This is a genomic window from Pseudoxanthomonas sp. F11, assembly GCF_037046485.1.
Lineage (GTDB): Bacteria > Pseudomonadota > Gammaproteobacteria > Xanthomonadales > Xanthomonadaceae > Pseudoxanthomonas_A.
The window spans coordinates 52,598-65,208 of record NZ_JBANLZ010000004.1 but is presented as its reverse complement, the minus strand read 5'-3'; the positions used below and the strand labels follow the sequence as shown (position 1 = coordinate 65,208).

11 protein-coding genes are annotated in these 12,611 nt (G+C 69.1%); 8 read left to right on the top strand and 3 right to left on the bottom strand.

Annotation, left to right across the window (positions count from 1 at the left end; genetic code table 11):
- Nucleotides 1-123 precede the first annotated feature (123 nt).
- Nucleotides 124-1,158, bottom strand: coding sequence for an acyltransferase (locus V8246_RS13105; RefSeq protein WP_336189590.1), 1,035 nt, complete (start codon nucleotides 1,156-1,158; stop codon nucleotides 124-126).
- Nucleotides 1,159-1,253: 95 nt separating this feature from the next.
- On the opposite strand from V8246_RS13105, the gene V8246_RS13100 reads away from it, so the two are divergent.
- Genes V8246_RS13100 through V8246_RS13090 form a run of 3 tightly spaced genes read left to right on the top strand, consistent with a single transcriptional unit; the run spans nucleotide 1,254 to nucleotide 5,430 of the window.
- Entirely contained in the window at nucleotides 1,254-2,444 is a 1,191-nt protein-coding gene (locus tag V8246_RS13100; RefSeq protein ID WP_336189589.1) for a glycosyltransferase, read from the top strand.
- A gap of 31 nt (nucleotides 2,445-2,475) precedes the next feature.
- The gene (asnB, locus tag V8246_RS13095; RefSeq protein ID WP_336189588.1) at nucleotides 2,476-4,452 is read left to right on the top strand and encodes an asparagine synthase (glutamine-hydrolyzing); all 1,977 of its coding nucleotides are present in this window, start codon (nucleotides 2,476-2,478) and stop codon (nucleotides 4,450-4,452) included.
- A 33-nt stretch (nucleotides 4,453-4,485) separates the two neighbouring features.
- Entirely contained in the window at nucleotides 4,486-5,430 is a 945-nt protein-coding gene (locus V8246_RS13090; RefSeq protein ID WP_336189587.1) for a class I SAM-dependent methyltransferase, read from the top strand.
- Nucleotides 5,431-5,440: 10 nt separating this feature from the next.
- On the opposite strand, the gene V8246_RS13085 is transcribed toward V8246_RS13090, so the two are convergent.
- Nucleotides 5,441-6,670: a PQQ-dependent sugar dehydrogenase gene (locus V8246_RS13085; RefSeq protein ID WP_336189586.1), complete on the bottom strand. Its 1,230-nt coding sequence runs from the start codon at nucleotides 6,668-6,670 to the stop codon at nucleotides 5,441-5,443.
- Nucleotides 6,671-6,813: 143 nt separating this feature from the next.
- On the opposite strand from V8246_RS13085, the gene V8246_RS13080 reads away from it, so the two are divergent.
- Genes V8246_RS13080 through V8246_RS13065 form a run of 4 tightly spaced genes read left to right on the top strand, consistent with a single transcriptional unit; the run spans nucleotide 6,814 to nucleotide 10,631 of the window.
- The gene (locus V8246_RS13080; protein WP_162110280.1) at nucleotides 6,814-7,062 is read left to right on the top strand and encodes an acyl carrier protein; all 249 of its coding nucleotides are present in this window, start codon (nucleotides 6,814-6,816) and stop codon (nucleotides 7,060-7,062) included.
- Nucleotides 7,063-7,083: 21 nt separating this feature from the next.
- Nucleotides 7,084-8,595, top strand: a complete 1,512-nt coding sequence (locus tag V8246_RS13075) for a class I adenylate-forming enzyme family protein (protein ID WP_336189585.1) — start codon at nucleotides 7,084-7,086, stop codon at nucleotides 8,593-8,595.
- Nucleotides 8,592-9,572: an NAD(+) synthase gene (gene nadE, locus V8246_RS13070; protein ID WP_336189583.1), complete on the top strand. Its 981-nt coding sequence runs from the start codon at nucleotides 8,592-8,594 to the stop codon at nucleotides 9,570-9,572. Before V8246_RS13075 ends, nadE begins: the two co-directional genes overlap by 4 nt.
- Before the next feature lie 3 nt (nucleotides 9,573-9,575).
- Nucleotides 9,576-10,631 (top strand): hypothetical protein, encoded by a 1,056-nt coding sequence (locus V8246_RS13065; protein WP_336189581.1) that lies wholly within the window; start codon nucleotides 9,576-9,578, stop codon nucleotides 10,629-10,631.
- A 36-nt stretch (nucleotides 10,632-10,667) separates the two neighbouring features.
- Here V8246_RS13065 and V8246_RS13060 read toward each other — a convergent pair whose 3' ends face one another.
- Entirely contained in the window at nucleotides 10,668-11,687 is a 1,020-nt protein-coding gene (locus V8246_RS13060; protein WP_336189580.1) for a polysaccharide deacetylase family protein, read from the bottom strand.
- Here V8246_RS13060 and V8246_RS13055 point away from each other — a divergent pair.
- Nucleotides 11,653-12,600: a glycosyltransferase gene (locus V8246_RS13055; protein WP_336189578.1), complete on the top strand. Its 948-nt coding sequence runs from the start codon at nucleotides 11,653-11,655 to the stop codon at nucleotides 12,598-12,600. The genes V8246_RS13060 and V8246_RS13055 overlap by 35 nt on opposite strands.
- Nucleotides 12,601-12,611 lie beyond the last annotated feature (11 nt).

Below are 12,611 nucleotides of genomic sequence, written 5' to 3'. Positions count from 1 at the left end.
ACGAGGCGGCGCATCCGCACACGAAGACGCAGGTGGGCAGGTCCAGCGCCGCGAACGCGGACGCGCCGGTCCGTACGGATCCCGGCCGTGGGGGGGGCCGGCGGAGCGGGTCGCTGACGGATGTCATCGCGGCGACAGCGCCTGCATCCGCGACGCCCTCCATGCATCGCGGATCCGCTGCATCGCGGGGCGCTCGATCATCAGGTGGAGCAGCGTGGCCAGCGCCAGCGCGGCCAGCGCAGCGATCCCGCATGCCAGCCACGCCGGGACGCCGTGCCGCTCCAGATGGTGGATCACCACGAAACCGATCGCCTGGTGCACCAGGTACAGCGCGTAGGAGATCGATCCCAGGAACACGAAGAAGCGCGAGTCGAGGAACTTCAGGTGCCCACGCACGAACAATGCGAAGATCGCGCAGCACACCAGCGCCACCGGCAGGAAGATCGGGCGCTCGCCGACGGCGATGGCCAGCAGCGCGCACAGCAGCATCGTCAGGTTCAGTCTCCACTCCGCCGGGTAGCGGTGCAAGCGGTAGAACAGGATGCCGAGGGCGAAGAACGGGATGTAACGCAGGATCATCAGTTCGCGCACCCAGTAGGAGAAGTGCCAGTGGTGCTTCTCGCACAGTCCTTCCACGACGGCCAGCGCCAGCCAGCCGCCGATGATCCAGTGGATGCGCCGCAACTGCCCCACCACGAACCAGAACAGCATCTGCACGTAGAAGAACAGCTCGATCTGCAGCGTCCAGTAGGAGCCGTCCAGGGGCTCGGCCCCCAGGATCTCCTGCACCATGGTGAAGTTCAGCAACCATTGTCCGGCGGGCAGCCGCTGGAACGGCAGGCCCACGCTGTAGACGACGGCACTGGTGATCAGCAGGGCCGCCCAGTAGCCGGGAAACAGCCGCGAGAAACGCGACACCACGAAATCCGCAGCCGTGCGCGTGCGCTCCAGCGTCATGAAGATCACGAATCCGCTGATCAGGAAGAACAGGTACACCCCGTAGTTGCCGATCCACAGGTTGGCTGGCGGGCCATCGACATGGCCGATCTGTTCCTGATACCGCGTTGTGAAGTGGTAGCCCAGCACGGCGACGGCGGCGATGCCGCGCAGGGCATCCAGTTCCACCATCCGCGAGGGCGTAGACGTTTCGTGACCCATCCTGTCCCCCTGCCTCGGCATGCTTCGGCTCCTACAACGCCAACCGCGCCACACGGCGGACAGCTTCGCTCCCCTTCCCGTCACATCCCTCCCGCATGCGCATCCTGATCGTCACCTCCCAGTTCCCGATCGCCGGGGAGCCCCATCGCGGACGCCCGGTCTACCAGACGGTGCGCGAGCTGTCGCGGCTGGCGCAGGTGAAGGTGCTCAGTCCCATCGCCACCTATCCTGGCTGGGCGCGGCCACGCAGCTATCTGTACCGGCCCGCGGAACAGGACGCCGTGGCGCCGGGGTGCGACGCGGACTACGTCACCTACCCTGCATTGCCGGCAGTCAGCCGTCCCTTCAATGGCCACCTGTGCGCGCGCGCCCTGTCCAGGCCCGTCCGCGCATTCGCACCCGACGTGGTGCTGGCCTACTGGCTGTATCCCGACGGCTATGGCGCCCTGCGCGCCGCGCGCGAGGCGGGCGTGCCGTTCGTCGCCGGCGCGCGCGGTTCCGACCTGCGCGTGCGCGATGCCGTCAGCCGTCGCCTGACCCGTCCGGTGGTGCAGGCCGCGCGTCGCCTGCTGGTGGTCAGCGAGGATCTGGGACGCGTCGCTGTCGACCGCTACGGCGCCGACCCGGAACGCATCCGCGCCATTCCCAACGGCTGCGATGCCGCCCTGTTCCACCCCGGCGACCGCCAGGCCGCGCGCGCGGCGCTGGGCCTGCCGCAGGACGCCGAGGTGGTGCTCTACGTGGGCCGGCTGGTACCCGAGAAGGGCCTGCGCGAACTGCTGCACGCCACGCGTCGCCTGGCCGCCACCCGGCCGCAGGCGCGGGTGGTGTTCGTCGGCGATGGCCCGCTGTACACCGAACTCGCCGCGACCCTGGCCGCCGAACCCGCGCTGCCGTTGCAGCTGGCGGGCAGCCAGGCGCCGGCCGAGGTCGCGCGCTGGATGGTCGCCTCGGACCTGGTCACGCTGCCCAGCTATTCCGAAGGCCATCCCAATGTGCTGGTGGAAGCGCTGGCCTGCGGCCGGCCCGTGGTGGCCACGCCGGTCGGCGGCATCCCCGAGGTGGTCGACGCGGCCAGCGGCCTGCTGGTCCCGGCGCGCGACGCGGACGCACTGGCGGACGCGCTGGCGAAAGCCCTGGCGCAGGACTGGGACGAGGCCGCACTCGCGCGCCGCTTCTCGCGCGACTGGGAGCAGGTGGCACGCGACACGCTGCGGGCCTGCGAAGAAGCGCTCGCCGAAAGCCCGGGTCCGGCGCGCGCCGCGTATGCGGCCGACTCGGCCTGACGATTCTTACTAAGGACAGGGGAAGCGATACATGTGTGGAATCGCGGGTTTCATGGGTCCGAATGTGGTCTCCCCCGAGGCGCGGCCCTGGCTGGAGCGGATGATCCATCCACTGGCGCATCGCGGGCCGGACGGCTTCGGCTTCCACGCCGCACCCAGCATCGGCCTGGCGCATGCGCGACTGTCGATCATCGACCTGTCCACCGGCGACCAGCCCATCCACAACCCGCGCCGCACGGTGTGGACCGTCTTCAACGGCGAGATCTTCAACTTCGTCGAACTGCGGCAGATGCTGGAAGCCAAGGGCCATCAGTTCTACACCCAGTCCGATACCGAAGTGATCGTGCATCTGTACGACCGCTACGGCGAGGATTTCGTCCAGCACCTCAACGGCCAGTTCGCCATTGCCCTGTGGGACAGCGAGCGCCAGCGCCTCGTACTGGCGCGCGACCGTGCCGGCATTCGTCCGCTGTACTACACGCGCCAGCGTGGCCGCCTGTGGTTCGCCTCGGAGGTGAAATCGCTGCTGGCCGTGCTGCCCGAGTGCGCCCACCTGGAACCGCAGGCGCTGATGCAGACGCTGACGTACTGGGCACCGGTCGACCCGGACACGCTGTACCAGGGCGTGCAGAGCCTGCCACCGGGGCATGTGCTGTCGGTGGAACGCGACGGGCGTCAGCACCTGCGCCGCTACTGGGACTGGACGTTCCCGGATGCGCGCGATACCTCGCCCGCGCGCTATCCGCAGACGCTGGAACAGGCCACGGACACGCTGCGCGAGCTGCTGGTCGATGCCGTGCGCCTGCAACTGCGCGCGGACGTACCGGTGGGCGCGTACCTCAGCGGCGGCCTGGATTCCTCCGGCATCGTCGCGCTGATCCGCGGCTTCACCGATACGCCGGTACGCACGTTCTCGGTGGCGTTCGAGGACGGCGAGTTCGACGAGAGCGTGCATCAGCAGGCGATGGTGCGGCACCTCGGTACCGAGCACACCACCCTGACCTGCACGCGCCGCGACATCGGCGAAGCGCTCCCGCGCCTGATCCGCCATACCGAGACGCCGGTCCTGCGCACCGGCCCGATCCCGCTGATGCTGCTGGCCGGCAGCGTGCGCCGGCACGGCTACAAGGTGGTGCTGACCGGCGAAGGCGCCGACGAGGTGTTCGGCGGCTACGACCTGTTCAAGGAAGCGAAGATCCGCCGCTTCTGGGCACGCCAACCCGACTCTCGCATGCGTCCGCGCCTGCTGCAGAAGCTGTACGGCTACCTGCAGAACTCGCCCGTCAGCAACCCGGCGTTTGCGCAGTCCTTCTTCGGCCAGGGCATGGAACACCTGCACCGGCCGATCTTCGCGCACGTGCCGCGCTGGACCACGTCGCAGCGCGCGCTCGCCTTCCTGTCGCCGGAGCTGCGTGCGACCGCTACGCGCTGGGATGCACTGGATGCCTACGAACAGACGCTGCCGGCGGACATGGCGCGCTGGAGCGACCTGGCCCGCGACCAGTACGTGGAAGCGAAGTCGCTGCTGGCCGGCTACCTGCTTTCCGCGCAGGGCGACCGCGTGGCGATGGCCAACTCGATCGAGGGTCGCTTCCCATACCTGGACCATCGCGTCATCGAATTCGCCAACCGCCTGCCGCCCAGCTTCAAGATCCGCGGCATGACGGAGAAGTACTTGCTGCGGCGCGCGCTGGCGGGCCTGCTGCCTGCGGACATCGTGCAGCGGACCAAGCAGCCCTATCGCGCGCCGGACAGCCAGAGCTTCTTCTTCGACGGCAAGCCGCTGGACTACGTGGCCGATCTGCTGTCGCCGGATGCAATCCGCGAGGCCGGCTACTTCGACGCCGCGGCGGTGGGGCGCCTGGTGGAGAAATGCCGGCAGGGGCGCGCGACCGGCTTCGGCGACAACCAGGCCTTCATGGGCGTGCTGTCGACGATGCTGGTGCATCGGCAGACGGTGGAAGCGCGCCTGGCACCGGCGGCGCAACCGGCCGACGTGGTCGCGTAAGCGCGCCCGCGTCGCACTTCGAGGGATCAAGGCATGGATTGGCGGGTCAAGGGCATCATCCAGAAGGTTCTCGGCGCGTTGCCCGGCGGGCATGCGCTGCATTTCCACCTGCAGCGGCGCTTCGGCGGCCTGCGCGATTTCGACGGCGAACTGGCCAGCAAGGTGGACGACTGGGAAATCATGGTCGGCCACTTGCGTGATGCCGGCATCGCGCTGCCCGGTGTACGCGCCTTCGAGATCGGCACCGGCTGGTATCCCACCTTTCCGTTCGCCTGCTACCTGGCAGGTGCGGGCCGCGTGACGACCTACGACCTGAACCCCCATCTACGGACGGACCTGACCCTGCAGTGCGCGGACGTCCTTGGCCGTTTCCTGCCGCGCATCGCCACCGCGGCAGGCGTGCCGCTGGCGGAGGTCGAGCAGCGCCACCGCGTTCTGGTCGAACGCCTGCGCACCGGCGCCGACCTGGGCATGGCCAGCGGCGGCGTGATCGACTATCGCGCCCCGGCCGACGCCACCCGCACGGCGCTGGCGGATGGCGAAGTGGACGTGGTGTTCTCCAACAGCGTGCTGGAACACGTGCCACCGGACGTCATCGATGCGATGTATGCCGAGGCGATGCGCATCCTTGCGCCGCACGGCATCATGTTCCATTCGGTGAACTGCGGCGACCACTACGCCTACGTGGACCGGAGCATCCACCAGTTGCACTACCTGCGCTATTCGGACCGCGAATGGGAGCGCTGGAACAACGCCTTCCTCTACCAGAACCGCCTGCGTGCGCACTGGTTCGTCGATGGCGCGCGGCGGCACGGCTTCGACATCGATCTCGACACCCGTACCACCCGCGAAGAGCGGATGAAGCAACTGGCCGCCATGCCGGTGCATCCCCAGTTCGCGGACATTCCTGCCGAACAGCTCTGCATCACCAGCGTGGACTTCATCGCGCGCAAGCCGGCCTCGACGACCGTCGGCTGAGGACCGTGCGCTACGGCGCGCCGGCCGCCGGTGCGGTCGGCGCCGACGCCGCTTCGGGCACCGGTGCGGGTGCGATGCGCAGCAACTTGCCGTCTGGCGCAGGCGCATCGACCAGTACATAGAGCGCGCCGTCCGGCCCCTGACGCACATCGCGGATGCGCTGATTGCGGTCCGTCAGCAGGCGCTCTTCATGCACGACGCGGTCGCCGTCCAGTTCCAGCCTTATCAACGCCTTCGCCGCCAGTGCGCCCAGGAACAGGTTGCCCTTCCAGCCCGGCAGCGCATCGCCGGTGTAGAAGGCCATGCCGCTGAGTCCCGGCGATTTCGCCCACACATGGTGCGGCTGCTCCATGCCGGGTGCCGCCGTGCCCTGCGACCCCGGCACCGGGCGACCGCTGTAGTCGATGCCGTGCGTGATGACCGGCCAGCCGTAATTCAGGCCGGCCTTGGGGATGTTCAGCTCGTCGCCGCCCATGGGCCCGTGCTCGGTCGCCCACAGCTGGCGCGTCACCGGATGCAGGGCCGCACCCTGCACGTTGCGGTGGCCGTACGACCAGATCTCGCCCCGCGCACCCGCCCGGGACACGAACGGATTGTCCGCCGGCACCTTGCCGTCGGCGTGGATGCGCACGATCTTGCCCGACAGCTTGTCCAGCTCCTGCGCGGTGGCCGCGCCCACGCGGTTGTCGCCCTGAGTGATGAACAGATGGCCCTGGTCGTCGAACACCAGACGCGCCCCGACATGCGTGCCGTGCGAGAGCTTGGGCTCCTGCGTGTACACCACGCTCGACTCGACCAGCGCGTCACCGCGCAGCTTGCCGCGTACCACCGCCGTGCCCGCCTTGTTGCCGCGGAAATTGGGTTCTGCGAAGGCCAGGTAGAGCCATCCGTCCTGCGCGTATGAGGGCGACAGCGCCACGTCCAGCAGGCCGGCCTGCCCGTCCACGAAGATGTCGGGCAGGCCCGTGATCGGCGCCGACACGGCCCCATCGGGCGCGACCCGGCGCAATCGTCCGGCACGCTCGGTGATCAGCACGCCCCCATCGGGCAGGAAGGCGAACGACCAGGGATGGTCCAGCCCGACCACCTGCTCGGCCACCACGAACGCCTGCTTTTCCGATGCGTACGCCTCCGGCGCGGGATCCTGCACCGAACGCGGCGGCTCGGCGGGTGCGGCGACGGGTTCGGACGGGCGGCACGCAGCCAGTGCGATGACCAGCAGGCACAGCGAATAACGCATGGCGGACTCCTGTCGGTGTGCGGATGACCGGCGGCGATGGTAGCACCGGGCAGGCACGTATCCGCGGCATGTCAGGTGGCCGGTGAAGGGCCGGTCCCGCGTTCATGTAGTCAGCAACACACGGCGAATCTCAGGGGACCACCATGCCGCAGAAGCAACAGATCAAGACGTTCATCCTGCAGAACTTCCTGTTCTCGGACGACCCGGCCGCCGTAGGCGACCAGGACTCGTTGATCCAGGGTGGCATCATCGATTCCACGGGCATCCACGAACTCGTCTTCTTCCTCGAGGATGCGTTCAAGCTGCAGATCGCCGCCGAGGAAATGACGCCCGCCAACTTCGACACCATCGAGACCGTCGACGCCTTCGTCTCGCGCAAGCTGGCCGGCTGAGCCGACGCCTCCGCGCACGCCATGGAGCGCCTGACCGCCCAGCTCGCCCGGATCGCCCGCGATGCGCCCCGCCGCATCGCGATGGTCGATGGCGAGCGCAGCATCGACTACGGCAGCTTCCGGCAGATGGCTTCCGGCTTCGCCCACCATCTGCGCCAGGCCGGCCTGCACGCCGGCGACCGCGTGGCGCTGGTGCTGCCCAACCGGATCGAGGCTGCGGTCGCGGTGTACGGCATCTGGCTGGCGGGCGGCGTGGCGGTGCCGCTGAATGCGCAGGCGCGCACGCGCGATTTCCTGCCCTGGCTGCGCCACTGCGAGGCGCGCTTCGTCCTGCACGAGAGCGGACACCGCGATGTCGAGCAGGTGTTGGCGCAGTGGGACGGAACGGGCGTGCCCATGCCATGCGCGATCGCACTGGAGCCTGCTGAGGCGCTTCCGGTGGCGGACGGCGTGGATGCGTGGCCCGAACCCGATGCCGACGACACCCTGGCGCAGCTGCTGTACACCTCGGGCACGACAGGCGACCCCAAAGGCGTGATGCTCAGCCACGCGAACCTGGCCGCCAACACGCGCGCCATCGTGGCCTACCTGAGCCTGGCGCAGGACGACCTGATCGTCAGCGTGCTGCCGTTCTACTACGCATACGGGGCCTCCGTCCTGCACACGCACCTGGCGACCGGCGCCCGTGTCGTGCTCGGCCCCGGCCTGGTGTTCCCGCTGCAGGTGCTGGAAGCGCTGCAACGCCACCGCGCCACCGGCTTCTCCGGCGTGCCGTCGACCTACATCCTGCTGCTGGACCTGCTGGAGCGTGGCGGCCACGACCTGTCCTCGCTGCGCTATCTGACCCAGGCCGGTGGCGCGATGCCGCCGGCCGTGGCCGACCGCGTCCGCCAGGCGCTGCCAGACGCGCGCCTGTTCCTGATGTACGGACAGACCGAGGCGACCTCGCGCATCAGCTGGCTGCCGCCCGAACGCCTGGACGAGAAGCGCGGTTCGGTCGGCATTCCGGTGCAGGACACGCAATGGTGCATCTTCCGGGACGACGGCAGTCCGGCCGATCCGGGCCAGAGCGGCGAAGTCTGCGTGCGCGGCCCCGGCATCATGCTGGGCTACTGGCGCAATGCGGAGGCTACGGCCAGCGCGCTGCGCGACGGCTGGCTGCGTACCGGCGACATGGGCCAGCTCGATGCGGAGGGCTTCCTGTTCCTGCAGGGTCGCCGCAGCGACATGATCAAGACCGGTGCGCACCGCGTGCACCCGACCGATGTCGAGGAAGTCATCGCCGAGCTGCCCGGCATCCGCGAAGTCGCGGTGGTCGGCATCGACGACGCCACGCTCGGACAGGTCATCAAGGCATTCGTGGTGGTCGACGCACCGGTCCCGCGTGCCGAAGACCGCATCAAGGCGCACTGCCGCGCACGCCTGGCCGCCTACAAGATCCCCCGGCACATCACCTTCGTCGACACTCTGCCGCGCACCGCGTCCGGCAAGGTCCGACGCATCCAACTGACGGAGCAGACCGCAAGCCCATGAGCCAGCTCGATCACCACGTCCTCGACATCGATTACCAGAGCGAAGCCGACCGCATCTGTGCGCGCCTGCGCGAGATCACCGCGCGCCAGCTGCACCGCCGCGGCCTGGTGGTCGCGATCTCCGGCGGCATCGACAGTTCCGTCAGCTGCGCGCTGGCTGTCCGCGCCCTGGGCCCCGAGCGCGTCTTCACGCTGATCCTGCCCGAACAGGACTCCTCCGACGACAGCGCTGCGCGCGCGCGCATCCTGGCCGAGCACCTGGGCGTGCGCACCGAGACCGTGGACATCGCGCCCGCACTGGCGGCGATCGGCTGCTACCGCGCGCGCGATCAGGCGGTACGCAACACGCTTCCCGAGTACGGCGAAGGCTGGAAGTTCAAGATCGTCATCGACGGCGGCACCGAAGGCCGCATCAACCGGTTCCGCCTGGTGGCGCAGTCGCCCGACGGCACCCTGCACGAGCGCGACCTGGCCCTGGCCGATTACCTCACCATCGTGGCCGCGACCAACTTCAAGCAGCGCATCCGCAAGACGCTGGAGTACTTCCACGCCGACCGCCTCAACTACGGCGTGGTCGGCACCCCGAACCGCGTCGAGTACGACCAGGGCTTCTTCGTCAAGAACGGCGACGGCTCGGCCGACGTCAAGCCCATCGCGCACCTTTACAAGTCGCAGGTCTACGGCATGGCACGCCACCTGGGCCTGCCCGAGCGCGTCTGCGCGGCGGTGCCGACCACGGACACCTACAGCCTGAGCCAGGGCCAGGACGAGTTCTACTTCGCCCTGCCCTACCAGCAGATGGACCTGGCGCTGTGGGCGCTCAACCATGGGCGGCCGGCGAGCGAACTTGCCATCGCCCTGGGCATCACCCCGGAGCACGCGCAGGCCGTCTACGACGACATCCACAACAAGCGCAGGACGACGAAGTACCTGCACATGGCGCCGGTGCTGGCCGGCGATGTTCCCGAACTGGACTGAGCGATGAACGCCATGCCCACCGCGCCGCAGTACCTCGTGGAAGCCGGCCTGCCGGCGCGCGACCGCGACACGGTGCTGGCGCTGTGGCGCGGCAACCTGGGCCAGGATGCCCGGATGACCGCCAAGTACGAGTGGTTCTACCTGCGCTGCCCGCACGGAGAGCCCCTGATGCAGTTGCTGCTCGACGTCCCCGGCCAGGCTCACGTAGGCACCGCATCGGCAGGCCGCAGGCGGCTGGTGTGGCGCGGGCGTGAGCTGCGTGCCGGCGTACTGGTCGACCTGGCTGTGCTTCCGCAGCACCGCTCGCTGGGCCCTGCACTGATGTTGCAGCAGGGCCTGATCGCAGCGGCAGGGGAAGCGCTGGACGTGTTGTACGGATTTCCCAATCCCAAGGCGGCGCCGGTGTTCAAGCGCATCGGCTACGCGCAACCCGCACAGCTGGTGCGCTACGCGCGCGTCCTGCGCCATGCGGGCTATCTGCGCGAGCGCCTCCCGCACTGGCTTGCGCCGGCGGCGGGCTGGCTGGCCGACCGCGTGATCGCATGCCGCGACGCATGGACGCGCCTGCGCAGCCCCCAGCTGTGTTCGGCCTGGGCCGACCAGGCCGATGCGCGCATCGATGCGGTCTGGTCCGATTCGCCCAAGGGCGATGACGTGATCGCGATCCGCGATGTCGGCCACCTGCGCTGGCGCTTCGACGAATCGCCGCTGGCGAGCACGCGCTACGTGCTGGTGAAGCGGTCGCATGACCGCGCACTGCAGGCCTGGTTCGCCGTGCAGCGGATCGACGGCACACTGCATGTGCGCGATTTCTGGTCGGTCGACGGCGCCGACGGGATGGCGGCGATGCACGTAGGCGAACTGCTGCACGCAGCACGGAAGGCCCGCTGCAGCGCGGTGTCGGTGGAGATGTGCGCTTCGGATGCGCAGCGGCGCGGATGGCACGCGCTGCACTTTGTCGAACGCAGCCGCCGCCCGGTGTTCCTGCGCTGGAGTTCGCCGCAGGATGCGGCCGCGGCCGCGCCGCTGTTCCTCACCTCCGCCGACGAAGACGAGTAACGCCAGCGGCCTGACACCGGGCAGGCCCGACCGCCATCACGCCAGGCGGCGCGCCTGCCGGCGGAACAGGTACAGCGCCAGCCAGTCCTCGCGGAAGCGGCCTTTGCCATCGACAACGGTGTCGGTCTCGAAACCGGTGCGTCCCAGCAGCCAACCCACCCCGTGCCCGGTCGGATTGAGCACCGGCACGCTGGTGAACACCAGTTCGTAGCCCGCCTCGCGCGCGCGCTGCGCGATGGCCGCATCGAACGAGCCATGCGGGAACGACATCGATTCGGCGCGTGCGCGCGGCTGACCCAGCTGCCTGGCCAGCGCCTCACGGGCACCGCCCAGTTCGGCATCCAGGTCCTCGGCCAGCCGCATCGGCGTGTGGGTCTTGCCATGCAGCCCGAGCGCGACGCCGCCGTCCTGCAACCGCTGCAGTTCCTCCACGGTGACCATGTGGCGATGCCCGTCGTCGAGGCGGGCCATGAGCGGCTCCAGCACGCGGGCGCGCGTGCCGGCATCCAGCGCTTCCAGACGCGCGATCACCTTGCGCAGCGACGCGATCGATTCGTCGACGCCGGCGACCGGTAACTCATCTTCCGGCAGCGCCGCCACCAGTTCGCCCACGCTCAACGCGCCACGCCGCCACGCGGCGATGAGGCGTTCCTGGAAAAAAGGCTGGCGCGTGCCCACCGCATCGGCCACGACGAACAGCAGCGCGGGCAGTCCGGCGCGCCGCAGCGCGGGCAGCGCGTAGTCCGCGTTGTCGGCCCATCCATCGTCGAAGGTGATCAGCAGCGCGCGCGGGGGAAGCGCCGCGCCGGTGCGCCGGGAGGCCAGCACCTGCTCCAGCGACACCACGTTGTAATGGCGCCGGAAGAAGGCGAGCGACTGCTCCAGCCGTTCGGTGGACAAGGTGTAGTCCGGATCGCAGGACGCCCAGCGCGGATCGTCCGGACTCAGGGTACGATGGAACATCACCACCGTCAGGCTGTCGGCATTGCGCAGCCGATGATAGAGGCCGAGCAATCCGCTCGTGTACAACAGCTTCCTGGAGACGTCCTTCAACATGGCGCGCGACATCGAAGTTTCAGTGATTATACCGACGTACAACCGCCGGGCCCTGTTGCCGCGCGCCATCGATTCGGTCCTGGCGCAGACGCGCGCCGTGGAGGACATCATCGTGGTCGACGACGGCTCCACCGACGGCACCGGCGAGATGCTGCGCGAACGCTACGGCGAGCGTGTGCGTCACGTATGGCAGTCCAATGCAGGCGTATCGGCGGCGCGCAACCACGGCATGCGGCTCGCACGCGGACGCTACCTGGCCCTGCTGGACAGCGACGACGAATGGATGCCGGAGAAGACTGCGTTGCAGGTCGCCTTCCTCGATGCACGGCCGGAATTCGGCATGGTGGTCTGCGACGTCGAGCGCATCGACGGCGACTACCGGCACATCGACGTGTTCCGCCGCCGCGACGTCGTCCGCGAGGACGGATGGGCCCTGCGCTGGCTGTTGCACAATCCCTCCCTGATTCCCGCATCGGTGATGCTGCGTCGGCAGGTGGTGGAACAACTGGGCGGATTCGACGAAGCCCTGCGCACCGCCGAGGACCTCGAATTCCACCTCCGCATCGCGCGCCACTGGCCGATCGGCGTGGTCGAACAGCCATTGGTGCGCGCGATGCGCGGACACGAAGGCCTGTCGGCGGCCAGCAGCACGTACGACGATTATGTCCGTGTGGTCGAGAAGGCGGTCGCCGACGCGCGCGGCACGCTGGACGACGGCGAGCTGGATGCCGCCCTGGCCGGCACCTACCTGCGCAATGCCCGGGGCATGCTGATACGCCGCCGCTGGGCCGCAGGCACCGCGCTTGCGCGACGCGCCTGGGGACTGTCGCGCGATCCCGCGCAGCGCCGCGAGATCGCGGGCCTGCTTCCGTTCGGCGTGAAGCGCTTCCTGCGCGGCCTGATGCCCGGCTAGCCCGGCGATCG